Genomic DNA, 999 nt, shown 5'->3' on the forward strand with positions numbered 1-999 from the left:
ACCCGTTGGGTGAAATGAATTAGCGAAAATAGAAGGATGCATATTGGGTTAATATACTGAATTTCAGTATATTAAAGTCGCCAAACCAATCCCAATATGCATGTCAAAAATAGTAAAAAATTATACAAAAATCCTTAGAACTATTGAGTCGCTAAACATTTCGGTAGATATAAAAAAGGCAGGAAGGAAACCTAAAATGACTGACTTTCAGGTAGTTGCTTTGAGTTTAACAGCGGAGTATATGTCTTTGGATAGTGAAAACTTGTTATTTCAGATGATCCCCAGAGATTCGATTACTAATCTTCTCGAAAGAAGCCAGTTTAACAAACGCAGGCGAAAATTATTTTCTTTGACCGAACGTATCAGGACTGCATTGAGCCATAGTTTCTTGGAATTTGAAGACTATTTTGTCGTTGATTCTATGCCTTTGGAAATATGTAAAATGGCTAGACATAAAAGAGCTAAAATATGTAAAGAGACTTTTGAAACAGCGCCGGAGAAAGGTTACTGCGCATCTCAAAATATCTGGTTCTATGGATATAAATTGCACGGGATATGCTCAATGACTGGTGTTTTTGGCCCTATCGAAATTACTAAGGCCAATGTTCATGATATCGCGTATTTAAAGGAAGTAAAATCTCAACTAACTGATATTGTTTTACTTGGAGATCGTGGATATATATCAAATCAACAACAACTGGACCTTTTTGAATCCGTAAATATTCGATTGGAGACGCCAATGAGGTCTAATCAAAAAAACTACAAAAAGCAAGCTTTTGTTTTTAGAAAAACCAGAAAACGCATAGAAACACTTTTTTCACAACTTTGCGACCAGTTTATGATTAGACGAAACTACGCAAAAAGCTTTGATGGTTTTAAAACGAGAATTTTGGCTAAAATAACAGCTCTAACCTCGATTCAATACATCAACAAATTCGTGTATCAAAGAAATATCAACAATATTAAAATTCAGATTACATAATTTCACCCAACGAGTTA

Annotated in this window: 1 protein-coding gene; it reads left to right on the forward strand. The window is 34.1% G+C overall.

The features are described from left to right. Positions 1–100 precede the first annotated feature (100 nt). On the forward strand, positions 101–982 hold the full coding sequence (locus L0657_RS27795; protein WP_409015117.1) for an IS982 family transposase: 882 nt from the start codon (positions 101–103) through the stop codon (positions 980–982). Positions 983–999: the final 17 nt, after the last annotated feature.

The organism is Dyadobacter sp. CY345, assembly GCF_021502725.1.
Classification (GTDB): domain Bacteria; phylum Bacteroidota; class Bacteroidia; order Cytophagales; family Spirosomataceae; genus Dyadobacter.